The sequence below is a fragment of the Nocardia sp. FBN12 genome (genome assembly GCF_050320175.1).
Classification (GTDB): Bacteria; Actinomycetota; Actinomycetes; order Mycobacteriales; family Mycobacteriaceae; genus Nocardia.
Genome location: NZ_CP190048.1, coordinates 5,800,675 through 5,825,583 on the forward strand (window position 1 = coordinate 5,800,675; position 24,909 = coordinate 5,825,583).

Consider the following 24,909-nt stretch of genomic DNA (forward strand, 5'->3'; position numbering starts at 1 on the left):
ATTGGTGGTCGTGTCGGCGCCTCTGGAAGCGGTCAAACAGACCATGCGAACGCGCTGGCCGCTGTACCTGACGTCTGTGCTGCTGGCCAACGCCTTCGGCGCGGTACTGGTGTGGGCCTTCATCCAATACGGCCTGCCGGTTCCCGAGGGCGATCCGGGTGGGGTGCGCCAGACCGGTCTGCTCGCGCCGCTGCTCGTTTTCGGGATCGCGGCGGTACTCAGTATCTGCGCCGCCGCGCTCATGCTGCGGCCGGTGATGCGCTGGCAGATGCGTGGCGGGCCACCGAGCAGACGTGAGCAGATGGCGGCGCTGCACGTGCCGCTGCGGCAGTCGATCGTGCACCTGGTGCTGTGGATCATCGGTGGCGGGATCCTGGCCGCGATGATCATCGCCGAATCGCCCGAGCTGGCAGGCGCGGTGATCGTCACCGAGTGTATGGCCGCCACCATCGTGTTCGGCTTCACCTACATGCTTGGCGAACGCATCCTGCGCCCGGTCGCCGCGGAGGCGCTGACCGAGGGCACCTTCGACCACACCCTGACCCCCGGCGTCGGCACCCGGATGGCGATGACCTGGGGCATGGGCACGTTCGCGCCGACCATCGCGATCGTGCTGCTGTGCGTCACCCAGATCTCCTCGGACGTGAAGTTCTCGGCGAAGTCCCTCGCCATCTCGATCCTGCTGCTGTGTGGCGTGGTGATCCTGCAGGCGCTGGCGCTGTCGATGCTGACCGGTTCGTCGATCTCCGACCCGGTGCGCCAGTTGTCCCAAGCCATCAACAGGGTGCAGGCCGGCTCGCGTGACGTTCAGGTGGAGGTCTACGACGGCAGCGAGATCGGGCTGTTGCAGGTGGGCTTCAACCGGATGATGGACGAGGCGGCCAAGCGGCGCAAGCTGCAGGAACTGTTCGGTCAGCACGTCGGCGAGGACGTGGCGCAGCGAGCATTGGACTACGGCACCGAACTCGGCGGTGAGACGCGTTTCGTGGCGGTGCTGTTCGTCGACATGGTCGGTTCGACCGCCGCTGCCGCCGAACGTCCGCCGACCGAGGTCGTCAGCCTGCTCAACGAGTTCTTCCGGGTGGTGGTCGATGTGATCGACAGCCACCACGGTTTCGTCAACAAATTCGTCGGCGACGCGGCGCTCGCCATCTTCGGCGCCCCGCTCGACCGCCCCGACGCGCCGAGCGCCGCACTCGCCGCGGCCCGTGATCTGCGCGAGGCGCTGCGCGAGGTGACCAGCCTCGACATCGGCATCGGCGTCTCGGCCGGCCTGGCGGTCGCCGGAAACATCGGTGCCGCAAATCGTTTCGAATACACCGTGATCGGCGACCCCGTCAACGAGGCCTCGCGACTCACCGAATTGGCCAAAGATCATCCCGGCCGCGTTCTCGCTTCGGGCAGCGCGCTCTACTTCGCCGACGAAAGCGAGCAAGAACATTGGGTAACCGGAGACGAGGTCCAATTGCGCGGCAGACGCAGAAAAACCCGCCTGGCCTGGCCGAAGTCCGCGATCGCCGCGCCGCACACCGACGAGGAAGAACAGGTCAGTTCGCTAGGCTGAGACCGTGACGGCCGACGGCGACCTAGCAGGCGTACCGGCCGAGCGCCGCCGCCGCTTCCGGTGGGTCAAGTGGGTGCTCGGCGCGGTGATCCTCGCGCTGCTCGTCGGCGAAGGCGTGTACCTGTGGCCCCGCCTGCACGAATCCTGGCGCACACTCACCGAGATCCACTGGGGTTGGCTGATCGGCTGCATCGTCCTGCAGGCCCTGTCGATGAGCGGATTCGGCGGCGTGCAGCGGCAGCTACTGCACGCGGGCGGGGTGGACGTCAGCCAGGTGAAATCGGAATCGGTGGTCTACGGCGCGACCGCGATGTCGCTGACGCTGCCCGCGGGCCAGGTCTTCTCCACCGCCTTCACCTACCGCCAGACCCGGCGTTGGGGCGCGAGCCCGATCGTCGCCTCCTGGCAGCTGGTCTTCTCCGGCGTGGTCGCCGCGGCCGGGCTGGCGATACTCGGTATCACCGGTGCCGCGCTGGTCGGGCAGGGGATCGGGTTCAAATTCATCGTCTCACTGGTCGTGCTCGCCCTGGTGCTGTTCGTCGGCAACTACCTCGCCCGCCATCCGGGCACGCTGGAGGCGATCCTGCGGCGGGTGCTCGCGCTGGTCAACCGGCTGCGCAAGAAACCGGCCGATCACGGCATCGCCAAGCTGGCCGAGATCAGGTCGCAGCTCGAGTCGGTCGATCTGGGGAAGAAGGACGCCGCGCTCGTCGGGGTGTGGGCGCTGCTGCACCGGTTCGCCGATGTGGCGTGTCTCGGCGCCGCCTGTTACGCGGTCGGCGCCGATCCGAAGTTGTCCGGGCTGCTCATCGCGTTCGCGGCGGGTAAGGCGGTGGGGTCGATCCCGTTCGCGCCGGGCGGCATCGTCTACGTGGACGCGACGCTGATCTACGGCCTCACCGCGGGCGCTGGGCTGCCCGCCGCGCAGGCGGTCGCGGCCGCGTTCGTCTACCGGCTGGTCAGCTTCATCCTGGTCGCCGTCGTCGGCTGGATCGTCTTCGCGTTCCTGTTCCGCACCCCGCAGGCCGACGACGAGGAATACGAGCAGGAATTCAAGCAGCAGCGCCGAATCTGATCACCGCAGTGCGCGAATGGCCGCTCGCCAGCCGAGCAGGAACAGCGCGAGCACGCAGGCCGCGACGATCATGAAACTCAGTGCGACGCCCTGCCCGCTGATGGCGCGCAACACCATCCCGCCGACGAGGGTGCTCGCCCAGATCAGGATTCCGGTGGGCCACAACGCGGTTGCGTCGAACCGCGTATTCCGGGCGAGGTAGCTCGCCAAGACCCAGCCGAGGATCAATCCCGCCCCGAAGGGCCACACCGTTTTCAGCAGACCGGCGATGACAGCCTCGTCATGACTGCGCCTACCGATCGCACAGAAGACGATCACCAGGAGAGCATCGATACCGAACGGCGCGTATCTCTTCACGGACGTAGCGTAACCGTTGTTGATCTAGATCGAGACCGGGTCGATATCCACTGACCAGTGTGCGTGCATCGAAACCGGGCCTCACGGCTCCGGCGTGGCCAGGGATTTCAGCAAGACGGCCGCGAGTCGTGACGTGGCGTCACCACTGTCGACGTCGGCGATGTGCACCGCGAAGACCAGATCGCCCATCGTCGCCAGCAGCCAACCGTCCGTCCCGCCCGTCGCGGCGAACGCGGTGATATCGCGGAACCCGCGCAGCGCAGCGGTTTCCGGCTTGCCGATGCCCTCGTGCATCATGGCGCGCAACCGGTCGACCGCGGGCTGGGGCAGCGCGGGGACCGGGGTATCGGTGGTGCCCGGCTTGCCCGCCTCGATCATCGGCGGCGCCACCGAGCCACGCGAGATCGCCGCGGCGGCGATCGCCATTCCGAAGGGGCTGACCTGCACCGCATCGGATCCCGCACCCTGACGCACCTGCTCGGTGCTGCGGCCGGGCGCGCTGATCCGCCCGGTCACCTCGTCGAGCCCGGCCACCTTGAAGTCGACGCCGACGCCGAGCGCGGTGGCCGCCTCGGCCGCTTCCTGCACTGTCACGTCCTGCGGCGGCTTGTTCTTGGTCGCGGCGGCGACCGCGCGGAAGAGCTCCATCGTGCCGCCCGCCGGGAACAGTCCGGTGAAGGCGATCGGGCCCTTCTCGGTGGCGTAGGAATTCTGCGCGACCGCGACGACCGCGCCGGTCGAGGGCTGCATGGCCACGACCGTGGCCGGTGTCCCCGCGCTCACCACCGCGTCCTCGGCGGCACGCTGTAAGCGCTGATCCATCGTCGCGGCGATATCCGGACCAGCGGGCCCCTGATACCCGGCCACCTGGTTGACGAACCGGCCGTCGGCCTCGAAGATCTGCACACCCCAGCCCGCGGTCGCCTCGAGGCTGTCCTGCCATACCTCGCGCAGCGCGTCGAGCATCGGCGAGCGGGTGCGCCGGTCGGCCGAGATCAGCTTCGGCTGCTTCTCCATCACCACGCCCGGCACCTTGGCCATCCGCGGTTCCAGGATCGCGAAATCCCCGTCGCGCAGGTTCACCGCGACGATCGGCTTGCCCTGCGAGCCCGCCAACTGCTGCATCAGCGATGGTCCGGTGATCAGCGGCGCGACCGGTTCGATGGCGTCGGCGAGGGCATTGGTGGTGCCGACGAGATCGCCGGTGCGACTCGGGTCGATCTTGATCACGTTGAGTGTCTGCTCGGTCATCAGCGTGTCGCCCGGCAGGTCGACGACCTTCGGCGGCGGCTTGGCGGTCGTGCGCACGAGCTTGACGGTGCGGTTGTTCTCCAACTGCGGCATCACCACTGCGGGCTCCCAGGTGATCCGCCAGCCGATCGCGAGCTTGCGGACGGTGCCCTGCAGGGTGTAGTTCCAGTCCTTCTTCTCACCGAAGTTCCAGGCGACGTCCATGCTGAAGATCGCCGACTGCTTGTCGAGGTCGATGACCTGCGAGGCCTCGTAGTCGACAGTGCCCGTCTGCAGGCCCTCGAACATTTGCTTCATGGTTGCCGAAGCGGCGGCGGGGTACGAGGTCAGGTCGGCGGCTTTGCTGTAGTCCTGATCGTCGAGGAGGTCGGTGAACTTCTGAACCACCGTCTCCGACTCGCTCGTGTTCCCACCCGCTCCACATGAGCACAACGCCATGGCGAGGGTCGCAACCCCCGCAATCGCCATTGCGCCCCGGACGCGAAAGCGGCGGGATCCCCACACATCCATATCGCCCACTCTTCACTCTTGCCACTCCGGTAACAAATCCACCGTACCGGAAGTTGACCCGTCTCCAATGCCCCGGTAAGTCGGGACCAGGCCCGACCTCGACACCTCGATTGTGCCGGAAATCTCGCCCCGATGAGGACAGGATTTCCAACCTCGCCCAGTAAGCGGCAACAACTGCTGTGTCAACCGTACCGACAGCCTCGCCGGGTCGTGCGGATCTCGCAATTGTCCGGCGATTCAACGCGAGGGTACCCAGGCCACCGACCGCCAACCCCCGCGGTACCCGCCTCGCGAGGCGAGAAGAAACCGTTCACGCAGAGCGGAATCCGCAGCTCGTATATCGGCGTAATCTTGTAATCAACGCAACGAGCGCAACAGAGATAGCAGGTGATTCCCATGCGGAACGACCGACGCGAACGCGGATTCGGCCGACCCGGCGGCTGGCAGCAAGCCGACCTTCCCGATCCCGCCGACGCCCCCGACTGGTTCGCCGGACGATTGCCCGCCGACTGGTTCACCGGTCCGGTGGAGATCGAGATCGACCGCGACGAGATCGTCGTGGTCGGCGACCTCCCCGTCGCAGGCGACGCGAGTACCGCCACCAAGGAGGGAACCCTCGCCCGCTTCCGCGAGTCGACCCGCCCGGCCCGCATGCAGATCGCCGACGAGGCCCAGCGCCGTTACGGCCGCAGCGTCGCCTGGGGCGTGCGAGTAGACGGCCACCGGACCGTGTTCACCCACCTGGCCGTCCCCGTCATGACCCGCCTGCGCCAACCCGAACGCCAGGTCCTCGACACCCTCATCGACGCCGGCGTAGCCCGCTCCCGCGCCGACGCCCTCGCCTGGACCGTCAAACTCGCCGGAAAACACGCCGAAACCTGGCTGGCCGAACTCCGCGAGGCCATGCGCAAAGTCGACGACCTGCGCTCAGAAGGCCCGACGGGTCTGTAATCACCAGCGGGGCCCGAAGGGACCCGCCTCGAGCGCGCCAGCGCTCCAATAGGATGGCCTGCATGGAAACCGTGCAGGCCACTGGTCCGATTCTCGTCGTCAACGGACCGAACCTGAACATGCTCGGCACCCGTCAGCCCGAGATCTACGGCGCCGACACCCTCGATGATGTCGTGGCGCTGTGCGAGAAAACCGCCGCCCGCTTCGGCCGCACTGTGGTCGCCTTCCAGTCCAATCACGAAGGCGCGCTGATCGATCGGATCCAGCAGGCCCGCGGCGAGGTATCGGCCATCGTCATCAATCCGGGCGGCCTCACCCACACCTCGGTCGCGCTGCGCGACGCCCTGGTGATTCCCGAGGTACCGATCGTGGAGGTGCACATCAGCAATGTGCACGCGCGCGAGGAGTTCCGGCACCATTCCTACGTCTCCCCGATCGCGACCGCGGTGATCGCCGGCCTCGGCATCCAGGGCTATGCCGCCGCGATCGAATTCTGTGCCGCCGCTCCGCGAATCTAGACCGGACTCAGCTCCGGGCGATCCGGGGACGCGGCCGACGGTTCACCGGCGAGAGGGTCAGCCCGTGCCCAGGGAGAGTTACCGTTGTTCTCGCATGATCACGCGAGACGGAAAACCGGGAAACCCGGGGCGATTCGGGCGAGCTCGCCATCGGTCGCGTCCTTGGTGACGCCTTCGAAGAACTTACCGACCTCCCAGCCCCACTTCTCCAGGTACAGCCGCAGCAGCGGGACCTTGTCAGCGTCGGGAACCTCGGTGGCCGTGAAGGATTCGACCTTGCGGCCCAATCGCAGTTCGCCGTCGCCTGCCACGCGCAGGTTGCGCACCCACTGCACGTGCCCGCGCGGCGCGACCAGGTAGCGCTCGCCGTCGGCGGCAGTCAGCACGTTCACCATGGTCGTGCGCCATTCACCGCTCTTGCGGCCGCGCACGGCGAGCAGCCGCGAACCCATGATGCTGATCCCGAACTCGGGAAGCAGGTTAGCGATCTTGTTGACGATCGGATCGATGCCGGTCGGGGGCAGGTGGCGGGTCGCGTTGTCCATGTCGATCTCCTAAAACCGTGAGCACTGCTCTCTGTTGTGTACAAGCATGCGCGTGCCATCGCGCAAAGTCAAGAGCAGTGCTCACAGTTCTCGAATGTCCAATTTCGGCGAAGCATTGCCGCGATGATATGTAGTACGTATGCTACATATCATCGAAGGTCGATGACTGGGAGGACTCATGACTTCGAACAACAACGGTGCGCCAGATGTCGTTCTCGATGTCGCGCAATTACGCATGCGCTACGACGAGACAGACGTCCTGCACGACGTGACATTCCAAGCCAGGCGCGGGGAAGTGCTCGTCATGCTCGGGCCCAACGGTGCGGGCAAGACCACCACGATCGAGATCCTCGAGGGGTTCCGCAGGAGGTCGGCCGGCCAGGTCGACGTGCTGGGGGCCGATCCCGAACACGGTGACGAACTCTGGCGCGCCCGCATCGGCGTGGTGCTCCAATCCTGGCGAGACCACGCCAAATGGCGAGTGGCCGAACTACTTCGGCATCTCGGTACCTACTACGCCCCGTATTCCACCGCCCGAGTGCAACGGCCATGGGATACCGGCGAACTCATCGATCTGGTCGGACTCACCGACCAAGCCGACGCCAAGATCTCCACCCTCTCGGGCGGTCAACGCCGCCGGCTGGACGTGGCGATCGGCATCGTCGGCCGACCCGAACTGCTGTTCATGGACGAACCGACCGCCGGTTTCGACCCGGCCGCGCGCCGCGACTTCCACGACCTGGTGCACCGCTTGGCCGACCTCGACGACACCACCGTCCTGCTCACGACCCACGACCTGGACGAAGCCGAGAAGCTCGCCGACCGCATCCTGATCCTGGCGGGTGGCCGCATCATCGCCGACGGTTCCCCGGAGGAGCTCAGCGCCGCCACCGCAGGCGAGGCCGAAGTGCGCTGGACCCGCGACGGTCAGCGTTTCGTCCACACGACCACCGAGTCGACCAAGTACGTCCACGAACTGTTCAAGCAGCACGGTGAATTGATCGAGGATCTCGAGGTGCAGCGCGCCTCGCTGGAGGACACCTATATGGCGCTGGTCCGCCGTTTCGAATCCGACGCGGCCGCCGAGCCGGTCCGGTCTCTGCAGGAGGTCACGCGATGAATCCCACACTCGTTGCCGTCAGGGGCGGCCTGACGGCTATGTGGATCGAACTGCGGCAGCTGTACACCAACGGCACGAGCCTGATGGGCCAGTTCCTCACTCCCGCACTGTTTCTGGTCGCGATCTTATTCCTGCGCGATCGGACCTACCAGGACACCGCACTGTCGCTCGGCGAACTCGCGGTGCCCGGCCTGCTCGGTAGCATCATCGCGTTCAACGGCTTGTACGGCATCGCCGAGGTCCTCGCGCTCGACCGCGAGGACGGAACCCTGTTGCGCGCCAAGACAATTCCGAACGGCATCCTCGGCTACTTCATCGGCAAGGTCGGCACGACCGCGGGCGCGGTACTCGTCCAGCTGGTGGTGGTGCTGACCATCGGTGCCGTGATCGTCGGTGGCTTGTCGGCGCCCGGCGGCGCGATGATCACGCTCGTCTGGGTGATCGTGCTCGGCCTGCTCGCCACGCTGCCGATCGGCGCCATCCTGGGTGGGTTGATCGTAGGCGCCCGCGACATCTTCCTGCTGACTCTGCCCCTGATGGGCCTGATCGCCATCTCCGGGATTTGGTACCCGGTCACCGCCCTGCCCGGCTGGTTGCAGGGTCTGGCCCAACTCTTCCCGATGTACTGGCTGGGCCTCGGCATGCGCTCGGCGCTGCTGCCCGCCGAGGCAGCGGCCATCGAGATCGACGGGTCGTGGCGGCACCTCGAGACCGCCGCCGTACTCGGCGTATGGTCGATCGTCGGGTTGCTGCTCGCGCCGATCGTGCTGCGGCGAGCGGCCCGCCATGAGTCGGGATCCAGCGTGGCCGTCCGCCGCGAGAAAGCGATGCAGCGTGCCTTCTGAGGTCATCTACAACCGCATCGCGATGCTGCGTGCCGAGCGCGGCATCTCGCGGCGAGACCTAGCCGAAGCCCTCGGCGTGCACTACCAAACCGTCGGCTACCTCGAGCGCGGCGAATACAGCCCGAGCCTGCACCTCGCCCTGCGCCTCGCGGCCTATTTCGAAGTAGCGGTGGAAGTGGTGTTCTCCACCGAGCCGTTCCCGAGACTGGGCGCCGAGACCGCGTGAACACCCGAAACCGTTCGGCAGCACTGTGCCGAACGGTTTCGACGTGTTATCCGCGAAGTACCTGGAACGTCGATGCCCGCCTGCCGATGGCACGCTCCCAGTACGACGAAACAGACTCGGCCAGAGCGGTATCCACGCCGGCCGCCGCGCTGGTGGCCACCACATGTCGCGCACCGGCCCCCATCATCCGCAGGTAACCGGGATCGGCCAGCCCCCCGGCCTCGGCCATCCCCGCCCACGCGGCGTACAGGTCGCCGACACTGCCGAGTGAGCGCTGGGCGAAGGGCAGGAACCGGGCGATCTCGGAGCCGGACCGGTCGATGATCGCCAGCGCCTGTTCGTAGCCGAGCAGTAAAGGCAGGAACAGGGCGAGCATCGCCTGGTAGTACACCTGGGCCGCGCCGTCGTCGGCACCCAGATATTCCGCTGCCGCCAAGGGCCGCAACAACTCTCGTTGCGACTCGAAGACCGCCGCCGGTCCGCTGTAGAAGATGTAGGCCGACGGGCCTGCCAGCTCTTCCGGCTGAGCCATCACCCCACCGGCGAGAAACTCACCACCCCGAGCCCGGACGAACGCCGCGCCCGCTCTGGTTCGCTGCGGCGAATCCGAGGACAGGTTGACCACGACCTTGCCGGTCAGCTTCGCGCGATCTGCCTGCCCATCGAGCCGAGGCCGATGACGGTCACCGCGTTCGCTCGGCTCGATGGCGCCATCAGGACGCCTCGCCGCGCATCAACGCGAAGGTCGAGACCGCCGTGCCCGCGGCCTCGCTGGCGACCAGTGCCTTGCGCCAGTACGACTGCGCCAGGTGCGAGAACCCGGCGTCGACGCCGACTTCCTCACTGGCATCGATGATGTGCTGGGCGCCCGCGTCCATCATCTTCAGGCTCGCCACGTCGGCCCAGCCACCGTTCAGGTTCGCCACCGAGAACTGTTCCATGAAGTACGGGAAGGCCTCGCTGGCGCGCACCGCGAACGGGACGAACTGGGCGATGTCGTGGCCCGACTTCGCGATCACGGCGGTCGCCTGGTCGAAGGCGAGCAGCCACGGGTGGAAGATCGTCAGCAGTGCCTGGTAGAAGACCTGGGCGAGGCCGTCGTCGGCGCCGAGGTACTCCTGCGGGCTCAGCGGGCGCAGGAGTTCGGCGTGCGCGTCGAACACGGGCTTCGGGCCGCTGTAGAAGATGTAGGACGCGGGATGGGCGATATTGTCGCCCGCCGACATCACCCCGCCGGAGAAGAATTCGGCGCCGCGCTCGCGGACCCACTCGGCGCCTGCCCGCGCCTTCTCCGGTGAATCGGAGGACAGGTTGGCGATCACCTTGCCGGGCAGGTGGTCGATCGCCTGGCCGAGGACGTCGTACATGGCGTCGTAGTGGGTGAGGCTGAGGACGGCGACCTCGTTGGCGTCGAGTGCCTCGGCGACGGTGCCGGCGCGCTTGGCACCCAGCGCCACCATCGCGTCGACCTTGGCGGTGCTGCGATTCCACACCGTCACCTCGACGCCGGCCTCGAGGAAGGCCTTGACCATGGACTGGCCCATCGGGCCGAGGCCGAGGACGGAAACGGAACGGGGAGCGGTCTGCTCGGACATGGTGTGGCCCTTCGGTTCTCGATATTGCTTCGATACTGGTTGGTTCGGCGCCGCTTTCCATGGTGGTCGGCGCGGGTATCGTCGGGAAGACCGAACGTTGTGGTGTGGTTGCTTACCTAGAGGTTCGAAAAACGGTCAGAAGGGTGTGGCGACGATGAGTAGTGACGCAGATCACGATGTGTGCGGTATGAGCCTGGCCATCGACGTCGTCGGCGGTAAATGGAAGCTGCATCTGATGTGGGTGCTCGGCGATGGGCCGCAGCGATTCGGCCAGATCCGGCGACTGCTCGACGGCGTGAGCGAGAAGGTGCTCGCCGAGAACCTGCGTCATCTGGAGAGCACCGGCGTGGTGCACCGCGAGATCTTCCCCGAGATCCCCCCGCGCGTGGAGTACTCGCTCACGCCGCTGGGCGAAACGCTGCGCCTGGCCCTGGAGCCGCTCGAGAGCTGGGGCAATACGCACCGCTCGGAACTGGCCACCGTCAGCCGCCCACAAATCCCAGCGCAGGCCGGCACGCGAGTCGCACTGTGATTTCGGCGGTCGCGGTTCTGACTACAAGTGCTCCAGGGCGATTCGCTCGCCGATCCGTTCGAGCAGGGCGGCCGCGGCGCTGATCGAACGCGCGGGATCCGGCTCCAGGTCACTGAGCGGATAGCACGCGGCGAACCCGGCGGCCCGGATCTCGCCGGGCGACAACAGAGTTCGGCCGACCGCCGCGATCACCGGCACCCTCGCCCGCTTCGCCGCCGCCGCGACCCCGACGGGTGCCTTGCCGTGCATGCTCTGGTGATCCAGCGAGCCCTCACCGGTGACAACCAGCGTGGCCTCGTCGACCAGCTTCGCGAATTCCAGCAGTTCGAGCACCACATCGATTCCGCTGCGCACCTGCGCCCCCAGCACCGCCAGCACACCGAACCCGGTACCGCCCGCGGCCCCCGCGCCACTGATCTCGGCATACCCGGTGCCCAGCACCGCGGCCCAATTGGTAAGTCCTGCCTCCAGTTTCGCCATCTGCCGAGCAGTGGCCCCCTTCTGCGGCGCGTACACAGCCACCGCGCCCGCGGGACCGAGCAACGGATTGTCCACATCGCAGGCAAGGGTGAACAGCGCCGTCGTCACCGCCGGGTGCAAGCCGGCGCGGTCCACCGAGACAACCCGCTCGAGCATCGCGGCTACATCGACGTCGCCGTCCAGCTCCTGTCCGTCCCGGTCCAGCAACCGCAAACCGAGCGCCCGCAACATCCCCGCGCCACCATCGGTCGACGCACTCCCGCCGAGCCCCAACACGATCTCGCGCGCCCCGGCGTCGAGCGCGTGCCCGATCACCACGCCGAGCCCGAACGTGCTCGCCCGCAACGGATCGAGCCGCCCACCGGGCAACTTCACCACCCCGACAGCAGCCGCCAACTCCACCACCGCGGTATCTCCGCGCATCGCGTACACCGCCGTCGAAGCCTCCCCGGTGGGTCCTGGCGCTGCCACCTCGACCCGTTTCCACCCTGCCGCGGCGAAGGCGTCGACCATTCCGTCGCCACCATCGGCCACCGGCACACACCGCACCCGCGCCCCCGGCGCCCGCCGAGCGATCCCCCTACCCAATGCCGCGGCCACCTCGGGCGCCGAGAGCGAACCTTTGAACTTGTCGGGGGCGAGCACGACAAGAGGTCGCCGAGTCATCTGTTCCACTGTCCGCCTCTCCACCTGTTCCGCCTCTCCGCGAATTCAGCGTGCCATTTCCGAGCACGACCGATGGTTCTCGGTCTTGCGGCGGGTGCGCAGCGGCTCGGAGGTGGTCCGGGAGTCACCCATGTTCTCATCTGCTCAGTGGGTTGTCCTCCCCTACACGGTAGCGTCGACATATGGCGACCGAGGTCCGCAACAACACCGCGCTCGAGCGGTTCGAACTCACCACCGACGCTCACCCCGCCGGCTACATCGAATACCAGGACACCGGCGATGAACGCGCCCTCGTCCACACCGAGATCTACCCCCGATTCGAAGGCCGTGGATTGGCGAATGTCCTGGTGCGGGCAGCACTCGACGCCAGCCGCGACGAAGGCTACAGCGTCCTGCCGATGTGCCCGGTGGTCCTGCATTTCATCACCACTCACCCCGACTACATCGCCTACGTTCCGCAACGAGCCAGGGAATTGTTCGGCCTACCTCAGTAGTGCGCGACGGCCCCGTCGACAGCCAGTTGCAGCTCTTCTTTGACGAGCCTGGCGATGTCGGCGGGCCGCTGCGGCAGTTCGAGAACCGGCGCCCGGAAGTAGGCGATCCCCGAGACGACCTCGGCCGCCGTCGGTTCGACACCAGGCTCGTAGGTCCCGTAGTTCATCCCGATCGCGATCATCGCGGGCGCCGCGTCCAGCTTGGCCGCACGAAACGCGATATGCCCGATCCCGCTACCGACGGCCTGCACTGTGCTGTGATCTACCTCATTGCACGTCCCCTCGGGGAAGATCGCGAGGTGATCACCGGCGGCCAACCGCTGCGCGCAGACGTCCATCATCCGCTGACCTGCGGCATTGACCGCCCGAATCCCGTGGTCCTTGCCGCGGAACACCGGGATCCCGCCCATCATGTCCACTTTGCGCCGCTGCTCGGGATCGAGAAAGAGCTCGTCCTTGGCCAGCACTCGCACCCGCCCGATCTTCGACCGCAGCGGCGAGCGCCACGCCGTCGCCGCGACCGTGTACGGATCGCTGGTCGACAGATGGTTGATCGCGTAGATCACCGGCCGCCCACTCCGGATCAGCGCTTTCACCTGCTGTTTCGCGCCCTCGGCGAAGGTCACGCGCGGCCGGAACCGCCGGGCCAGCACCGCGTAGGAGGCCAGCGCCTTCCACCGGTTCTGCTGATGGCGCAGGTAGTAGTCGTACACGGCGTCGTTGTCGTCGAGTAGGACCTCGGGCGTGTGCATAGCGCGACCCTACCGGGCGATCCCCGGAGCCCGCGCGGGAGCAAAATTCCGGTTTCGATCCGCTCCGCGGGGAGCGCACACCGCCGATCCAATGCGATGATGGCTCGGTGGCAGGCGGAGACGATCCCGACGAGCGCCGGACTCGCGACGGGCACGGCGACGATCGGCGGCGCGGTCAGCCCGCGCTGAACGTTCGCGCGGGCAACCTGCTGGTGTCCGCGATAGACCTGGTGGAACCTACTTTCCGGCGCACCGTCGTCTATGTGATCGAGCACAACGACGCAGGCAGCCTCGGCGTGGTGCTGAACCGGCCCAGCGAGACCCCGGTCGTTGATGTGTTGCCCGCCTGGGCGGATCTGGCCGCGACGCCGACGGATCTCTACATCGGCGGCCCGGTCAAACGTGATGCGGCGCTGTGTCTGGCGGTGCTGCGCGCGGGGGTCGATATCTCCGAGATCCGCGGCCTGCGCCGGGTCGACGGCCGGGTGGTGCTGGTCGATCTGGACGCCGACCCCGCCGAGATCGGTCCGCTCGTCGAGCAGATCCGGATCTTCGCCGGATACGCGGGCTGGTCGATGGGCCAGCTCGACGGGGAACTCGACAACGACGACTGGATCGTGGTGTCGGCGCTGCCGTCGGACCCGATCGCCACCGACCGCCACGATCTGTGGGCCGCGGTGTTGCGTCGTCAGCCGTTGCCGCTTGCCCTGCTGGCGACACACCCGATTGAACTCGAACGCAACTGATCCCGTTACTCCTTCACACGAGCAGGAGTGACCCATGAATTACGACGAGCAGTGACCAGGGCCGCCGATGAACGACGGTCGCGACGAATTGATGCGCGCGCTCTACGCCGAGCACGCACCAGCACTATGGCGTTTCACCCTCGGTTTGGTGCGCGATCCCGGCCGCGCCGAGGACATCGTGCAGGAGACATTGCTGCGCGCCTGGCAACGTCCCGCCGTGCTGGAACAGACCGAAACCTCGCCGCGCGCATGGTTGTTCACCGTGGCCCGTAATCTCGCGGTCGACGAATATCGCAGTGCCAGGCACCGTCGCGAGTTCGGTACCGACACCCCGCCGGAGCAGGTGAGCCCCGACCAATCCGAACGCGCACTCGACGGCTGGCTGGTCGCCGACGCGCTGAGCACGCTGAGCCCGGATCATCGCGAGGTGATCGTGCGGGCCTACTATCGCGGACTCGGCATGGCCCAGATCGCCGACGAACTGGACATCCCACCGGGGACGGTGAAATCGCGCCTGCACTACGGCATGCGCGCCATGCGACTGGCATTACAGGAGATGGGGGTGACGAACCGATGACCGACCTCGCCGACGAGTACAGCACCTGGGACGCTGCCTACGTCCTCGGTTCGCTGGGTGCCGCCGAGCGGCGCGAATACGAGACGCATCTGCTGACTTGCCCGCAGTGCCAGCAGGCCGTCGCCGAACTGTCCGGGATGCCGGGCATGCTCGCCCTGGTCGACCGCGATATCGCGCTGTCGATGATCGAATCGCCCGAGCCGGTCGCGCCGCAGGTCCCTGACCTGATTCCGGCGTTGGCCGCGGCCGCCGAACGGCGCAGGAAGCGGCGGCGCTGGGTGGGTGTCGGGAGCGCGGTGGCGGCCGCTGCGGCCGCGGTGGCGATCGCGATCCCGGTGACGATGACCGTGGCCCGCTCGGAGACGCCGACCGAGCAGATCGTCGCGGAGCAGCAGATGCAGGCCGTGGAGCAGACCCCGGTGAGCGCGGAAGTGAAACTGGTCCGCGACGGTGATCGCACGCGCCTGGTGATGACCTGCCGCTACGCGCCGAGTTCCTACGGTTCCGGCTATACCCGCACGTACGGTCTGGTCGTGACCGCGGGTGAGCAGCGGTTCGAACTCGACCAGTGGCCCGCGGGCCCCGGCACCGAGCTGACGGTGGATCGCACCATCGACGCACCGCCGGAGTCGATCAGCAAGGTGGAGATCACCTCTGTCGATTCCGGTCGGCCCATCTTGGTCGCCCAGGTCTGACCGCAGAACGGTCCCGGATCGCAATCCGGGACCGTTCAACAGATTCAGCGAGAACATGGGTAACTCACCGGGTACGGGCCAAGCTCACACGTTATCGACCGGCGGCCGCCTGCCTGGCTAGCTGCCCGCTCGAGACCGGCTGTAATTCGCGGAGAGGCGGGCTGACCAGAGGAAGCCGCCGCCCGCGATCACGGCGCACCAGGCCAGCGAGACCCAGCCGTTGATGCCGATCTCCGTGCCCATCAGCAGGCCGCGCAGCGTCTCGGTGATGGGGGTGAAGGGCTGGTACTCGGCGAACTGACGCATACCCACCGGCATCGTGTCGGTGGCCACCAGACCGCTGCCGAGGAAGGGCAGCAGCACGATGGGAAACGGTGCGTTGCTGGCACTTTCGGGAGTGGGCGAGAGCAGGCCGAGCGCGATGGCGAGCCAGGTGAAGGCGAAGGTCACCAGTGCGAGCAGCCCGAACGCACCGACCCACTCGACGACGTTCGCGTTCGGCCGGAAGCCGACCAGCATCGCGACGGCGGTCATCGCGACAACACCCGCCATCGCCTGGATAAGTGCTCCGAGCACATGCCCGGTGAGCACCGACGACTGCGAGATCGCCATCACCCGAAAGCGATTCACGATGCCCTTACTCGCGTCGGTGGCGATCGAGACCGCGACCGACACCGTGAGATACGCGGGCAACAGCAACATCATGCCGGGTGCCAGATAGTCGATATAGCTGCCGCCAGAGGACTTTTCGAGCGCCCCGCCGAAGACGTACTTGAACACGAGCATCAGCACGATCGGCATGATGATGATGCTGAACGTCATGCTGGGGTAACGCTTGACGTGAATCATGTTGCGCCGCAACATCGTCATCGTGTCGGCGAAGGCGTAGGACTTGGACTTGGTCATAGTGGTCATCGCAGTGACTCCTGCTCGGTGGTGGCGCGGCCGGTAAGGGTGAGGAAGACGTCGTCGAGATTGGACGTGTGGACGGAAATACCGCCCGCTTCGATGTTTTCGGCGTCGAGCAGGTCGAGCACGGCGCGCAGTGACCGCACGCCGCCGTCGCTCGGCACGGCGAGGGTCAGCCCGTCGGTGCCCTCGACCACCTTCGCCGTCGGGCCGAACGCACGCTGGGCGGCGGCCACGTCGGGCTGATCGGTGAAGTCGATGCGGATGTGACCACCGGGGATCAGCCGCTTCAGCTCTGCCGCAGTGCCTTCCGCGACGATGCGGCCGTTGTCGAGTACCGCGATGCGGTCGGCCAGGTGGTCGGCCTCCTCGAGATACTGGGTGGTGAGGAAGACGGTGACGCCGAGGTCGTCGACCAGGCCGCGGATGATCTCCCAGATGGAGCGGCGGCTGCGCGGATCGAGGCCGGTGGTCGGTTCGTCGAGGAAGATCACCCGCGGATCGCCGACCAGCGTCATCGCCAGATCGAGCCTGCGGGTCATGCCACCGGAGTAGGTGCTCGCCGGCTTGTCGGCGGCTTCGACCAGGTCGAAGCGGGCCAGCAATTCGTCTGCCAGACTGCGGGTTTCGCGGCGCGGTAGATGGTTCAGGTCACCCATCATGTGCAGGTTCTCCCGGCCGGTCAGCAGCTCGTCGACCGCGGCGAACTGCCCGGTGACGCCGATCAGCTCGCGCACCCCGCCTCGATCGTTCGCCACGTCGTGGCCACCCACCGTGCACTGCCCACCGTCGGCGGCGATCAGCGTGGTGAGGATCTGCACGGTGGTGGTCTTGCCCGCGCCGTTGGGGCCGAGCAGGGAGAACACCGTGCCCTCGGCGACGGTGATGTCGATGCCGTCGAGAACTGTTTTGTCGCCGTAGGCCTTGTGGAGACCGCGTGCGGTGATGGCCGAGTTGACCATGATCGTCCCTTTCCAGAGAATTGCATTCATTGCTGCGAATATGTGCATGAGTTATCGACACAGCCCCCAGGGGCTGCGGTTGGTGTGTGCGGTGTGTGGTTGTCGGCGCGAGGAGTTAGATGTCGAGTTCCTCGATCTGCGGGTGCGCGGTGATGTCTTCGACCTTGCGATAGAGCTTGTCGGGCACGCGATCCTTCAGGGCTTTCAGGTCGTCGAGGATCTCGTACTCGTAGTCACCCCAGTCCCACGGCCGGTCACCGATGCCGAACATGCGGCGCCAGTATTTCCAGTCCTTGAGGTCGCCCGCGGCGTCGCCGGTCGGGTATTCCGACCACAACGCCGAGTGCGTGTGGAGCACGAGCTTGCCCTTGCGGCTGCGATACACCTGCTGGTGCAGCACTCGCTTGTCGCCGACATCGCGCCATTCGGCCAGCAGCGCGCCCTGGAAACGCACCTGCCGGACCCCGTCGCGACCCACCTGCAGGACGACCTCCTCGAAGCCGGCCGCACGGCCTTCCTCCAGCTCGATGAGCCTGCGCAGCGCGCTGACCACGGTGCTGGAGAGGTTTCCGCCGACCAGCTCCTGAGCCCGCTGGAACACGGGGAGATCATCGTCGGCTACGTAGATCGTCTTGTTGGGCATGAACTCACTATACGTATATGTGTACGTACACACAAGGGCTAGTTTTCGCCCACCCTCTGAACTCCCCCTCGGCGCGCCTCGTAGTCCCCGATAGACGCGGTGAACAACGGCGTCACATCTTGTCGCGCAGAAGGAGGGCCGATGCCGGACAGAGTCGTGGACTACCTGGTACGAACGGTAGCCGACCGGGGAATCGCCCAGATCTTCGGCGTCGACGGCGCCAATATCGAGGACCTGTACGACGCGATCTTCGATGCGGGCGGATTTCCCGCCGGGATCGTCGCCAAGCACGAGTTCTCGGCGGCGACGATGGCCGACGGGTACGCGCGCAGCACGGGCGGAATGGGTGTCGTCGCGGCTACTTCGGGTGGTGGGGCCATGAATCTTGTTGCCGGCCTTGCCGAGTCGTTCACCTCGCGGGTGCCGGTGCTGGCTTTGGTCGGACAGCCGCCGACCGGTCTGCAAGGACTCGGTGCCTTCCAGGATTCGAGCGGGCTGGCCGAATCCATCGACGCGGCAGCGCTGTTCGCCACGATCAGCAGGTACTGCGCGCGCGTGAGCGACCCCGCCGAGCTGCCCGCGCAGCTCGCGGCGGCGATCGCCGCCGCGGAAAGTGGCGGTCCCGCCGTTTTGCTTATTCCGAAAGATGTTCAGCAGCAGGTGATGCCGGTACACGACGAGACCGGCGGACGGTTCGCCACGGATCCACTGCCCGCCGCGGTGGTTTCCAGGGCAGGCTCGCCGGTTCCCGAGGAAGCCGAGCTCGCACGAACGGCAACACCCGGAGTCTCCACGCTCACCATCGCATCCGAACTCGCCGCCGCCCGGCGCGTCGGCAAGGTAGTGATCATCGCCGGTGATCAGGTCGCTCGCGACGATGCTCGCGCCGAACTCACCGCACTGGTCGCCGCGCTCGACGCCTCGATCGGCGTGGCTCCCGACGCCAAGGACGTGTACTCCAATACGGGCCCCGGCTACTGCGGTGTCGCGGGCAGCATGGGTCATGCCGAACTGGTCGAGAACCTCGCGGAGGCGAGCGCATGCCTGCTCGTCGGCACGCGCCTTCCGGTCACCACCCGCGCCGGCCTCGACAACGCCCTCGCCGACCTGCCGGTGCTGAGCGTCGGCGCCCTACCGCCGTACCCGGCGGCGACCCATGCCACCAGCACAGATCTGACCGCGACCATCAGCGCCCTGCTGGCGGGCATCGGTGCGGGGCCGACGACGAGCGCGGGCGCCACCGAGCTCACCCCGATGACGGTCCCCGCGGCCGAGGGTCCGGGTCTGCGCTATCGCACCGTCGTCGAGGCGATCCAGCGCGCGCTGCCCGCTGGCGCCGACATTTTCGCCGATGCGGGTAACACCGGCGCCTCGGTGGTGCATTACCTACGGGTACCCGAGCGCGGACGTTTCACGGTCGCGCTCGGGATGGGCGGCATGGGTTACGCCTTCGGCGCGGGTATCGGTTCCGCGTTCGCCCGCCGTGCCGCACCCGACGGCCCGCACCGGACCGTCGTCATCGCGGGCGACGGCTCGTTCTTCATGCACGGCATGGAGATTCACACCGCGATCGAACACGACCTGCCCATCACCTTCGTGGTGTTCAACAACAACGCACACGCGATGTGCGTCACCCGGGAACAGCTCTACTACCGAGATCGATACAGCTTCAACCGTTTTCAGCCGTCGCATCTGGGAGCGGGCATCGGCGCCATGTTCCCCGGGCTGTCCGCCCACACCGTTTCCGACCCCGACCGGCTGTTCGAGACCTTGGCCGACAGCTTCGCCACCCCCGGCCCTTCGTTTCTCGAAATCCTGTGCGACCCAGATGAAGTCCCGCCTTTTCTGCCCTTCTTGTCGACCCTCGAATCCAGGAGCACCCCGTGACCACCAGCGCCCTGCCAGCCCTGTCCGACATCCCCGATGAGGTGGTGCCCGGCGTCATCCGGATCGAGAATTCCGACCGGGAGACCACCACGCCGATCATCATGGACATGCTGCGGTCGGTGTATCCGCACGACCAGATCTTCGGCGACTACTGCCCCGTGCAGACCTACATCGCCGCACCGCCACGCGAGGTCTTCGCGTACCTGGCCGATACCCGCTCGCTCGAGGAATGGACCTACAGCCTGCGCGGATTCGTCGAAACCGACGAGCCCGGCCTGTGGCTGTCCTACGACCGCCTCGGTGACGCGACCAAGTGTTTCACCCGCACCGTCACCCATGCCGACGCGATGACCGTCGACTATCACTGCGCGTGGGACCAGTCCGAGCATCTGTGGATGATCTATCTGATGCGGGTGATCGATGCGCAGGTGGTGTTCAACAAGCCCGGTTCGGTGGTGACGTGGGTCAACTGCAAACACCCCTTCTACGACGAGAACGGTTATCCCGAAACAGCACCGCCGAAGCGCCCCGTCTGGGTCGGCGATTTCTGGGAGATGTTCTCCGCCGGACACCAGCTCGAGCTCGACAACCTCAAAGCCATTTGTGAATACCGCGCGGTCAACGGGCTGCCGATCAAGCCGGAGTGGATGCAGTGAATATGCCGCAGGTGAGTCTGGTCGACGTCGCGAGCTATCTGCCCGGCGACCCCGTCCCGACCGACTACTTCACCCAGTTCTCCCGTTCGGAGCGGATGGCCAAGAACGTGATGTTCCGTTCGCCGGCCGGCCGCCACCACATCGGCCGCGACGAAACCGCCGTCGACATGGCCGAGCAGGCCTTCGCCGTCCTGCGCGAACGGCACGGCGCCGACCTGGCGTCCGAGATCGATATCATCATCACCCACACCCAGCTGCCCGACAATCCGGTGCTCGGAGCGGGCCCGGAACTGGCTCGCCGGCTGGGCGCGCATCCCTCGCAGGTGCTCGACGTGCACAACAGTGGGTGCGCGGCGTTCGTCCAGATGATGTCGTTGGCCCGGATGATGATGGCCACCAGCGATGCGAGAACCGCGCTGATCGTCGCCGCGCAGAATTGCGCGGGACCGGTGTTCACCCAGCCCGATATCCGGAAATTGGCGCAGGCGCCGGTGCCAGGGGACGGGTGCGGAATCGGGCTGCTGCGCAAGGATGATTCGGGACCGATTCTCGAGATCGAAACCCGCACCTATCCCGAATTCGCCGGTGACATGGACTTTTCCACGAATGGCACGCGCAAGTACTGGGAGCCGGGCGAGGGTCAGGGTTGTGTGAGTTTCTCCGAATCGAAGATCACCAAGGTCTTCGCACGCGGTAATCGGCTGGTGCCCGAGGTGGCGCTGGAGGTGTGCGAGCGGATCGGGGTGAAGAGCAGCGATATCGACACCTTCGTCACCAATCAGCCGAACCGGCTGTTCCTGCGCAACTGGCACGACGCGCTGGAGCTGCCCGCGGAACGTCATCCCGATACGTTCGATCAGTGCGGAAACCTGTTCGCCGCAGGCATTCCCGTGACGCTCGATGTGGAGAACCGGGCAGGCCGGTTGCGCAACGGGTCGGTGGTGTTGCTGTCCGCGTTCGCGCACGCGGGCGATTTCGCCGGCGCGGCGGCCATTCGCTGGGGCGCCGCGCGATGAGTCTGCAACTGGTGGAACCGACTATCCCCTCCCGCCGGTTCCGCACCACCGCGACACCCCAGCTGTTCGATCTCAGCCTCAGCGAGAATCCGTTTCCACCACTGCCTTCCGTTCTCACCGCGGTGAATACCGCACTGACCCAGGCCAATCGGTATCCGGAATTCCTTCCGGAAGAACTGCCGCGGGTGATCGCCGGCCAGCTGGCGGTCTCACCCGACGATGTGGTGGTCGGCGCCGGGGCTACCGGTGTCGCGATGCAGGTGCTGCGGGCTCTCGGTGACGGTGAACTGCTCACCGGCACACCGACGTTCGACGGGTACCCGATCATGGCGGAGATGGCCGGAATGGTGCTCGTCCCGGTCCCGCTCGACGCCGGTGGCAATCAGGATCTGACCGCCATGCGCCGCTCGGTGAACCGGCGCACCGCCCTGGTCGTGCTGTGCCGACCCCACAATCCAACCGGCACCGTCATCGACGCCGCTGCCGTCCGATCCTTCCTCGCCGCGATCCCGAACCGCGTGCCGGTGCTCCTCGACGAGGCCTACGTCGAATTCCTCGACCCGGCAGATCGACTCGACATCCACACCCTCCTGCGCCGCCACCCGAACCTGCTGATCCTGCGGACGTTCTCGAAGGCTTACGGCCTGGCCGGCCTACGCATCGGCTACTGCGTCGGCCGGGGAAAGCTGATCGAACGAATCCGCCACCAGCAGTTGCCCTTCGGCATCCCCACCACCTCGGTCGCGGCGGTCCGCGCCGCCTACGCCGCCACCACCGAACTCCACGACCGCGTCGCCTACATCAACCACGAACGGGAACTCCTCCGAATGACACTGCGCACCTGCGGAATCGACGTCCCCCGCAGCCACGCGAACTTCCTCTACCTCCCCGGACCCGGCGTAGCCACCGCCCTGCGCCGTGCCGGAATCAAAGCGAAGGCCTACCCCGACGGCAGCGCCCGCATCACCGTCGGCGACCCCGCCGCGGCCGCCGCCGTCCACACCGCCCTCATCGACCTGCGGTGATCACTTCGGCAACCGAAGCCTGACCCGGTACTCACCGGGTCCCCCCCGACCGGGACCTGGACCCTCCACCAGGTCCCGGTCATCCGCGGCTCAGTCCCCACCACCACCGCCACCGCAACTGCTTCCCCCACCACAGCTGCTGCTACTGCCGCCGCCGCAACTGCTGCCGCTGCTGGATCCGGAGTCGCTGCTCGCTGACCAACCGCTACCGCTCGACCAGCTGCTGTCAGTGGAGCCCCAACTGGTCGAGCCCGAGCGCCGTGCCCGCATTTGCGTGCGCGCCTGATGTTGGTTCGCGGCACGTTGGGCCCGCCTGCCGGCCCTGGCCGGCGTATCGGTTGCCCTGATGATCGCCACGAGGATCAGCACCGGCGCTCCGATGAGCACTACGACGAATACCATGAGGACGACGAGTGAGAGCACTGCGGCGAGCACGTCGATGAAGTTCACGGGGCCCCTCCTACCTGGTTCGGTATGTCGAGACCGACCGTAACCGCGAGTCCTTGCAATCGGCTTTCAGCCGACCAGCGGCCAGAACGCCGGGTCAGCCGCCCCCGCCGCCACCGCCGCCTCCACCACAGCCGCCTCCGCCGCCACCGCCGCAGCTGCTTCCGCCGCCACAACTGCTGCCGCTTCCGCTACCGCCGTCGCCGGAGCCATAGGTGCCCGCGGCAGCAGCCCCACCCGCGGCCCAACCTCGATTGCGGCGACCGCCTGCGCGCGTAGGTCGCTGCCCGGAGGCGCGGCTGAGCTGGACACAGCCGGCCGCGATGAAGCCCATCGAGATCAAGATGATCGGCACGCCGAGTAACGGTTCGAAAGCTCCGGCGAACAATCCGCCGAAGAACAGTGCGAGCCCTAGCCCCAATACCTTCATGATTCCCCCAATTCAGTCGTTACTACGGTGTACCCGAACACTTTCGGTACAAAACGAGTCGTAATCGCTCACCGACGCGCTCGGCGCGCCGCCGCGGCCTGCCGTTCGTTCTTGGCTTCCGGTGTGGCACTGAGCATTACGAGCCCGAACAGCACCATCGCGATCGCGGTCGCCAGTAGGACCGCTCCCGTTCCACCCCCGAGCAACAGCCCGACTACGGCGACAATGAACGCCAAGACAAAGATCATGGTTTCTCCCCGAACTGTTTACTGTTCCGGCCCGGCAACCACGTCAGCAGATCCGCGCGCGCCTTTCCGGTCGCCCGGCCGGATCGGACAGCTGCTGAACAATCGCCAGGATGACCATGACGGGCACCGCCACGATTCCCACCACGCCGAGCACGCCGACGAGAAGCGAGAGAATCGTTGTGACCACATCGCTGATACTCATGAACCCCTCCTACCTGTACCGGTATGACGAGGCCGACCGTAACCGCGCGTTCTTGTAATCCCCTTGTGGCTCAGTCGCAGTCAGCGACTAATCGCCACCGCCGCCACCACCGCAGCCGCCACCACCGTGCCCGCTGCTGTTGCCCCCGCCGCTGCCACCGTGATGCTGCCCGCCGCCGTCACCGAACCAGGCAACCCCCGCCGCGGACGACCCCGCACCAGCGGCCCACCATCGCTTCGATTTCCGCGAACCACCGGGATCACGGAAAACAAGAACGAGGCCGCTCGCGAGGAGCACCGCCGCCACGACGAGCATGACAATCCCCGCGACCGCCGAATAGCCGGTAGTGATCGCGCCGATCAATGCGAGCACGAGCCCCGCCCCGACAACCTTCATGATGCCCCCCGATCAAGGTCCTGCCTCCTGTTTTACCGGAACGCAGGACCCGCCGCCAGGGGTTAGTTCGCGGGGGCGCAGGTGTCGCGGAGGGAGCAGCCGCCGCAGGAGGAGCCGCAGCCGCCGACGGGGGCCGGGGGGAGGAGAGGTTCGACTGCTCGGGCGGCCGCGTTGGCGCCTGCGCCGAGGGTGAAGACGGCGATCACGGCGACCAGGGCGGCTACGCCGAGGCCCGCGAAACCACCGGATACCAGCACGACCAGGCCGCCGGCGAACAGGAGAGCGCCCGCGCCCACGGAGGTGGGGGCGGCGATGCGGTTCGCGATGCGGAAATTGTCGTCGCCGTGCAGGGCGGCTTCGGTGGTGACACCGAGGAAGCGGTTGCGGGGCAGTTTGCCGAGCAGTCCGAGCACGCCGGTCACGATGGCGACCGCGGCCAGCGCGAACAACAGGAGAGCGACGACGACCATTCATGCAGGCTAGCGCACCCGTAAAGACCCGAAATCAGGGCTCCCCGCCGAGGTGACCGGCCACACATCCACCGGTGGGTATTGCCCGGGCCGCGCGAGACCAGGCGGCACGTTCTCGG

32 protein-coding genes are annotated in these 24,909 nt (G+C 66.9%); 16 read left to right on the plus strand and 16 right to left on the minus strand.

What is annotated here, in order from left to right:
- The first annotated feature begins 10 nt into the window (after positions 1–10).
- Both ACQHI0_RS27400 and ACQHI0_RS27405 read left to right on the plus strand, forming a co-directional pair.
- Positions 11–1,564 carry an adenylate/guanylate cyclase domain-containing protein gene (locus ACQHI0_RS27400; RefSeq protein WP_427904666.1) on the plus strand — a complete coding sequence of 518 codons (1,554 nt, stop codon included), beginning with the start codon at positions 11–13 and terminating at the stop codon, positions 1,562–1,564.
- A gap of 4 nt (positions 1,565–1,568) precedes the next feature.
- A complete protein-coding gene (locus ACQHI0_RS27405; protein WP_427904667.1) occupies positions 1,569–2,639 on the plus strand; it encodes a lysylphosphatidylglycerol synthase transmembrane domain-containing protein in 1,071 nt (356 codons plus the stop codon).
- Here the strand turns inward: ACQHI0_RS27405 and ACQHI0_RS27410 are convergent, their stop codons facing one another.
- Together ACQHI0_RS27410 and ACQHI0_RS27415 are read right to left on the minus strand one after the other, a co-directional pair.
- Positions 2,640–2,996, minus strand: coding sequence for a DUF3054 domain-containing protein (locus tag ACQHI0_RS27410; RefSeq protein ID WP_427904668.1), 357 nt, complete (start codon positions 2,994–2,996; stop codon positions 2,640–2,642).
- Between the two features lie 81 nt (positions 2,997–3,077).
- Entirely contained in the window at positions 3,078–4,634 is a 1,557-nt protein-coding gene (locus ACQHI0_RS27415; protein ID WP_427904669.1) for an NTF2-like N-terminal transpeptidase domain-containing protein, read from the minus strand.
- 519 nt (positions 4,635–5,153) lie between these two features.
- Here ACQHI0_RS27415 and ACQHI0_RS27420 point away from each other — a divergent pair.
- Both ACQHI0_RS27420 and aroQ read left to right on the plus strand, forming a co-directional pair.
- Positions 5,154–5,708 carry a hypothetical protein gene (locus ACQHI0_RS27420; RefSeq protein ID WP_427904670.1) on the plus strand — a complete coding sequence of 185 codons (555 nt, stop codon included), beginning with the start codon at positions 5,154–5,156 and terminating at the stop codon, positions 5,706–5,708.
- A 62-nt stretch (positions 5,709–5,770) separates the two neighbouring features.
- Complete coding sequence (gene aroQ / locus ACQHI0_RS27425) at positions 5,771–6,226, plus strand: type II 3-dehydroquinate dehydratase (RefSeq protein WP_427904671.1); 456 nt, start codon at positions 5,771–5,773, stop codon at positions 6,224–6,226.
- Positions 6,227–6,324: 98 nt separating this feature from the next.
- Here aroQ and ACQHI0_RS27430 read toward each other — a convergent pair whose 3' ends face one another.
- Positions 6,325–6,771: a nitroreductase/quinone reductase family protein gene (locus tag ACQHI0_RS27430; RefSeq protein WP_427904672.1), complete on the minus strand. Its 447-nt coding sequence runs from the start codon at positions 6,769–6,771 to the stop codon at positions 6,325–6,327.
- Between the two features lie 178 nt (positions 6,772–6,949).
- Between ACQHI0_RS27430 and ACQHI0_RS27435 the strand changes: the two genes are divergently transcribed.
- The 3 genes from ACQHI0_RS27435 to ACQHI0_RS27445 are packed head-to-tail and all read left to right on the plus strand — an operon-like array spanning position 6,950 to position 8,962.
- Positions 6,950–7,891, plus strand: coding sequence for an ABC transporter ATP-binding protein (locus ACQHI0_RS27435; RefSeq protein WP_427904673.1), 942 nt, complete (start codon positions 6,950–6,952; stop codon positions 7,889–7,891).
- A complete protein-coding gene (locus ACQHI0_RS27440) occupies positions 7,888–8,736 on the plus strand; it encodes an ABC transporter permease (RefSeq protein ID WP_427904674.1) in 849 nt (282 codons plus the stop codon). Before ACQHI0_RS27435 ends, ACQHI0_RS27440 begins: the two co-directional genes overlap by 4 nt.
- The gene (locus ACQHI0_RS27445; RefSeq protein WP_067455043.1) at positions 8,726–8,962 is read left to right on the plus strand and encodes a helix-turn-helix transcriptional regulator; all 237 of its coding nucleotides are present in this window, start codon (positions 8,726–8,728) and stop codon (positions 8,960–8,962) included. Before ACQHI0_RS27440 ends, ACQHI0_RS27445 begins: the two co-directional genes overlap by 11 nt.
- A gap of 46 nt (positions 8,963–9,008) precedes the next feature.
- Here the strand turns inward: ACQHI0_RS27445 and ACQHI0_RS27450 are convergent, their stop codons facing one another.
- Positions 9,009–9,587, minus strand: a complete 579-nt coding sequence (locus tag ACQHI0_RS27450) for a hypothetical protein (protein ID WP_427904675.1) — start codon at positions 9,585–9,587, stop codon at positions 9,009–9,011.
- An 88-nt stretch (positions 9,588–9,675) separates the two neighbouring features.
- Positions 9,676–10,557 carry an NAD(P)-dependent oxidoreductase gene (locus tag ACQHI0_RS27455; protein WP_427904676.1) on the minus strand — a complete coding sequence of 294 codons (882 nt, stop codon included), beginning with the start codon at positions 10,555–10,557 and terminating at the stop codon, positions 9,676–9,678.
- A 154-nt stretch (positions 10,558–10,711) separates the two neighbouring features.
- On the opposite strand from ACQHI0_RS27455, the gene ACQHI0_RS27460 reads away from it, so the two are divergent.
- Positions 10,712–11,089, plus strand: a complete 378-nt coding sequence (locus tag ACQHI0_RS27460; protein WP_427904677.1) for a winged helix-turn-helix transcriptional regulator — start codon at positions 10,712–10,714, stop codon at positions 11,087–11,089.
- 21 nt (positions 11,090–11,110) lie between these two features.
- Here ACQHI0_RS27460 and ACQHI0_RS27465 read toward each other — a convergent pair whose 3' ends face one another.
- Positions 11,111–12,235 carry a glycerate kinase gene (locus ACQHI0_RS27465; RefSeq protein ID WP_427904678.1) on the minus strand — a complete coding sequence of 375 codons (1,125 nt, stop codon included), beginning with the start codon at positions 12,233–12,235 and terminating at the stop codon, positions 11,111–11,113.
- A gap of 182 nt (positions 12,236–12,417) precedes the next feature.
- Between ACQHI0_RS27465 and ACQHI0_RS27470 the strand changes: the two genes are divergently transcribed.
- On the plus strand, positions 12,418–12,729 hold the full coding sequence (locus ACQHI0_RS27470) for a GNAT family N-acetyltransferase (RefSeq protein ID WP_427904679.1): 312 nt from the start codon (positions 12,418–12,420) through the stop codon (positions 12,727–12,729).
- Here ACQHI0_RS27470 and ACQHI0_RS27475 read toward each other — a convergent pair.
- Positions 12,723–13,481, minus strand: a complete 759-nt coding sequence (locus ACQHI0_RS27475) for a lysophospholipid acyltransferase family protein (RefSeq protein ID WP_427904680.1) — start codon at positions 13,479–13,481, stop codon at positions 12,723–12,725. The two genes, ACQHI0_RS27470 and ACQHI0_RS27475, sit on opposite strands and share 7 nt — an antisense overlap.
- A 107-nt stretch (positions 13,482–13,588) precedes the next feature.
- On the opposite strand from ACQHI0_RS27475, the gene ACQHI0_RS27480 reads away from it, so the two are divergent.
- The 3 genes from ACQHI0_RS27480 (at position 13,589) to ACQHI0_RS27490 (ending at position 15,499) form a co-directional block, all read left to right on the plus strand.
- Complete coding sequence (locus ACQHI0_RS27480) at positions 13,589–14,227, plus strand: YqgE/AlgH family protein (protein WP_427904681.1); 639 nt, start codon at positions 13,589–13,591, stop codon at positions 14,225–14,227.
- A 67-nt stretch (positions 14,228–14,294) separates the two neighbouring features.
- Positions 14,295–14,804 carry a sigma-70 family RNA polymerase sigma factor gene (locus ACQHI0_RS27485; RefSeq protein WP_427904682.1) on the plus strand — a complete coding sequence of 170 codons (510 nt, stop codon included), beginning with the start codon at positions 14,295–14,297 and terminating at the stop codon, positions 14,802–14,804.
- Entirely contained in the window at positions 14,801–15,499 is a 699-nt protein-coding gene (locus ACQHI0_RS27490; RefSeq protein WP_427904683.1) for a zf-HC2 domain-containing protein, read from the plus strand. Before ACQHI0_RS27485 ends, ACQHI0_RS27490 begins: the two co-directional genes overlap by 4 nt.
- 117 nt (positions 15,500–15,616) lie before the next feature.
- Here the strand turns inward: ACQHI0_RS27490 and ACQHI0_RS27495 are convergent, their stop codons facing one another.
- The 3 genes from ACQHI0_RS27495 to ACQHI0_RS27505 all read right to left on the minus strand — a co-directional run bounded on the left by ACQHI0_RS27495 (position 15,617) and on the right by ACQHI0_RS27505 (position 18,013).
- A complete protein-coding gene (locus tag ACQHI0_RS27495; RefSeq protein ID WP_427904684.1) occupies positions 15,617–16,414 on the minus strand; it encodes an ABC transporter permease in 798 nt (265 codons plus the stop codon).
- Positions 16,411–17,370: an ATP-binding cassette domain-containing protein gene (locus tag ACQHI0_RS27500; protein ID WP_427909311.1), complete on the minus strand. Its 960-nt coding sequence runs from the start codon at positions 17,368–17,370 to the stop codon at positions 16,411–16,413. The genes ACQHI0_RS27495 and ACQHI0_RS27500 overlap by 4 nt, the downstream gene beginning before the upstream one ends.
- Before the next feature lie 115 nt (positions 17,371–17,485).
- Entirely contained in the window at positions 17,486–18,013 is a 528-nt protein-coding gene (locus ACQHI0_RS27505; protein ID WP_427904685.1) for an EXLDI protein, read from the minus strand.
- A 141-nt stretch (positions 18,014–18,154) separates the two neighbouring features.
- Here ACQHI0_RS27505 and ACQHI0_RS27510 point away from each other — a divergent pair, with 141 nt between their 5' ends.
- From ACQHI0_RS27510 to ACQHI0_RS27525, 4 genes are read left to right on the plus strand one after another with little or no spacing between them, the layout of a single operon-like run.
- On the plus strand, positions 18,155–19,900 hold the full coding sequence (locus ACQHI0_RS27510; RefSeq protein WP_427904686.1) for a thiamine pyrophosphate-binding protein: 1,746 nt from the start codon (positions 18,155–18,157) through the stop codon (positions 19,898–19,900).
- Positions 19,897–20,556 carry an SRPBCC family protein gene (locus ACQHI0_RS27515; RefSeq protein ID WP_427904687.1) on the plus strand — a complete coding sequence of 220 codons (660 nt, stop codon included), beginning with the start codon at positions 19,897–19,899 and terminating at the stop codon, positions 20,554–20,556. The genes ACQHI0_RS27510 and ACQHI0_RS27515 overlap by 4 nt, the downstream gene beginning before the upstream one ends.
- A 2-nt stretch (positions 20,557–20,558) precedes the next feature.
- Positions 20,559–21,572 carry a 3-oxoacyl-ACP synthase III family protein gene (locus tag ACQHI0_RS27520; protein ID WP_427909312.1) on the plus strand — a complete coding sequence of 338 codons (1,014 nt, stop codon included), beginning with the start codon at positions 20,559–20,561 and terminating at the stop codon, positions 21,570–21,572.
- The gene (locus ACQHI0_RS27525; protein ID WP_427904688.1) at positions 21,569–22,597 is read left to right on the plus strand and encodes an aminotransferase class I/II-fold pyridoxal phosphate-dependent enzyme; all 1,029 of its coding nucleotides are present in this window, start codon (positions 21,569–21,571) and stop codon (positions 22,595–22,597) included. The genes ACQHI0_RS27520 and ACQHI0_RS27525 overlap by 4 nt, the downstream gene beginning before the upstream one ends.
- Positions 22,598–22,687: 90 nt before the next feature.
- Here the strand turns inward: ACQHI0_RS27525 and ACQHI0_RS27530 are convergent, their stop codons facing one another.
- From ACQHI0_RS27530 to ACQHI0_RS27555, 6 genes are all read right to left on the minus strand, one after another.
- Positions 22,688–23,047, minus strand: coding sequence for a hypothetical protein (locus tag ACQHI0_RS27530; RefSeq protein WP_427904689.1), 360 nt, complete (start codon positions 23,045–23,047; stop codon positions 22,688–22,690).
- A gap of 66 nt (positions 23,048–23,113) precedes the next feature.
- Entirely contained in the window at positions 23,114–23,356 is a 243-nt protein-coding gene (locus ACQHI0_RS27535) for a hypothetical protein (RefSeq protein WP_427904690.1), read from the minus strand.
- A gap of 186 nt (positions 23,357–23,542) precedes the next feature.
- On the minus strand, positions 23,543–23,722 hold the full coding sequence (locus tag ACQHI0_RS27540; RefSeq protein WP_427904691.1) for a hypothetical protein: 180 nt from the start codon (positions 23,720–23,722) through the stop codon (positions 23,543–23,545).
- A 43-nt stretch (positions 23,723–23,765) separates the two neighbouring features.
- Complete coding sequence (locus ACQHI0_RS27545) at positions 23,766–23,924, minus strand: hypothetical protein (RefSeq protein WP_427904692.1); 159 nt, start codon at positions 23,922–23,924, stop codon at positions 23,766–23,768.
- 87 nt (positions 23,925–24,011) lie between these two features.
- Positions 24,012–24,320: a hypothetical protein gene (locus ACQHI0_RS27550; RefSeq protein WP_427904693.1), complete on the minus strand. Its 309-nt coding sequence runs from the start codon at positions 24,318–24,320 to the stop codon at positions 24,012–24,014.
- Between the two features lie 62 nt (positions 24,321–24,382).
- Positions 24,383–24,790, minus strand: a complete 408-nt coding sequence (locus ACQHI0_RS27555) for an SdpI family protein (RefSeq protein ID WP_427904694.1) — start codon at positions 24,788–24,790, stop codon at positions 24,383–24,385.
- Positions 24,791–24,909 lie beyond the last annotated feature (119 nt).

Coding starts and splice junctions, on each gene's coding strand:
- ACQHI0_RS27420 (WP_427904670.1), top strand. CDS start 5,154: ATGCGGAACGACCGACGCGAACGCGGATTCGGCCGACCCGGCGGCTGG.
- aroQ (WP_427904671.1), top strand. CDS start 5,771: ATGGAAACCGTGCAGGCCACTGGTCCGATTCTCGTCGTCAACGGACCG.
- ACQHI0_RS27430 (WP_427904672.1), bottom strand. CDS start 6,771: ATGGACAACGCGACCCGCCACCTGCCCCCGACCGGCATCGATCCGATC.
- ACQHI0_RS27435 (WP_427904673.1), top strand. CDS start 6,950: ATGACTTCGAACAACAACGGTGCGCCAGATGTCGTTCTCGATGTCGCG.
- ACQHI0_RS27440 (WP_427904674.1), top strand. CDS start 7,888: ATGAATCCCACACTCGTTGCCGTCAGGGGCGGCCTGACGGCTATGTGG.
- ACQHI0_RS27455 (WP_427904676.1), bottom strand. CDS start 10,557: ATGTCCGAGCAGACCGCTCCCCGTTCCGTTTCCGTCCTCGGCCTCGGC.
- ACQHI0_RS27460 (WP_427904677.1), top strand. CDS start 10,712: ATGAGTAGTGACGCAGATCACGATGTGTGCGGTATGAGCCTGGCCATC.
- ACQHI0_RS27465 (WP_427904678.1), bottom strand. CDS start 12,235: ATGACTCGGCGACCTCTTGTCGTGCTCGCCCCCGACAAGTTCAAAGGT.
- ACQHI0_RS27470 (WP_427904679.1), top strand. CDS start 12,418: ATGGCGACCGAGGTCCGCAACAACACCGCGCTCGAGCGGTTCGAACTC.
- ACQHI0_RS27475 (WP_427904680.1), bottom strand. CDS start 13,481: ATGCACACGCCCGAGGTCCTACTCGACGACAACGACGCCGTGTACGAC.
- ACQHI0_RS27485 (WP_427904682.1), top strand. CDS start 14,295: ATGAACGACGGTCGCGACGAATTGATGCGCGCGCTCTACGCCGAGCAC.
- ACQHI0_RS27490 (WP_427904683.1), top strand. CDS start 14,801: ATGACCGACCTCGCCGACGAGTACAGCACCTGGGACGCTGCCTACGTC.
- ACQHI0_RS27495 (WP_427904684.1), bottom strand. CDS start 16,414: ATGACCACTATGACCAAGTCCAAGTCCTACGCCTTCGCCGACACGATG.
- ACQHI0_RS27500 (WP_427909311.1), bottom strand. CDS start 17,370: ATGGTCAACTCGGCCATCACCGCACGCGGTCTCCACAAGGCCTACGGC.
- ACQHI0_RS27505 (WP_427904685.1), bottom strand. CDS start 18,013: ATGCCCAACAAGACGATCTACGTAGCCGACGATGATCTCCCCGTGTTC.
- ACQHI0_RS27510 (WP_427904686.1), top strand. CDS start 18,155: ATGCCGGACAGAGTCGTGGACTACCTGGTACGAACGGTAGCCGACCGG.
- ACQHI0_RS27520 (WP_427909312.1), top strand. CDS start 20,559: ATGCCGCAGGTGAGTCTGGTCGACGTCGCGAGCTATCTGCCCGGCGAC.
- ACQHI0_RS27525 (WP_427904688.1), top strand. CDS start 21,569: ATGAGTCTGCAACTGGTGGAACCGACTATCCCCTCCCGCCGGTTCCGC.
- ACQHI0_RS27540 (WP_427904691.1), bottom strand. CDS start 23,722: ATGATCTTTGTCTTGGCGTTCATTGTCGCCGTAGTCGGGCTGTTGCTC.
- ACQHI0_RS27545 (WP_427904692.1), bottom strand. CDS start 23,924: ATGAGTATCAGCGATGTGGTCACAACGATTCTCTCGCTTCTCGTCGGC.
- ACQHI0_RS27550 (WP_427904693.1), bottom strand. CDS start 24,320: ATGAAGGTTGTCGGGGCGGGGCTCGTGCTCGCATTGATCGGCGCGATC.
- ACQHI0_RS27555 (WP_427904694.1), bottom strand. CDS start 24,790: ATGGTCGTCGTCGCTCTCCTGTTGTTCGCGCTGGCCGCGGTCGCCATC.